The organism is Methylobacterium sp. A54F, assembly GCF_053346035.1.
This window is the reverse complement of record NZ_JBKFBF010000047.1, coordinates 1-456: the sequence shown is the minus strand read 5'-3', so window position 1 is coordinate 456 and position 456 is coordinate 1. Positions and strand designations below refer to the sequence as shown.

General features: G+C 65.8%; 1 pseudogene. It reads left to right on the top strand.

Annotation, left to right across the window (positions count from 1 at the left end):
- Positions 1 to 456 (top strand): annotated as a pseudogene (locus ACLBXP_RS25255) (M10 family metallopeptidase C-terminal domain-containing protein); the annotation flags it as partial.

The window sequence follows — 456 nt, the reverse complement described above, 5'->3', positions numbered from 1 at the left end:
GTTCGCCTAGTTTTTCTGGTCTTTCCGATGTTGCGGCGGGTGCGGGGCGCAGCGTGGCGGAGGCGCCGGTCTCGTTTCGCAGCCTGATCGGGCAGCCGGGGTACTACTACAACGCAGCCAGCAACATCCTGGTGATCACCCAGGACGGCGCCAGCCTGCGCAACATCGACTTCCGCGGCACCACCGTCTACGTGCAGGCCAACAACGTCACCCTGGCCCAGTCGCTGTTCGATGCCTCCTCGGCCAGCGCAGCCGGCAGCGTGTCGGTGCGCGGCTTTGCGGGCTATGCCAACCTCACCATCGACCATGCCAGCTTCGACGGCCTCAAGCGCGACAAGGCCTACCAGCCGATCCTGGGGCTCGGCACCAACACGCTGGTGAGCAACAGCCGCTTCGTGGACCTGCCCAGCGATGGCATCTCGATCGCCAGCGGGCGCATCACCGGCAACCTGATCA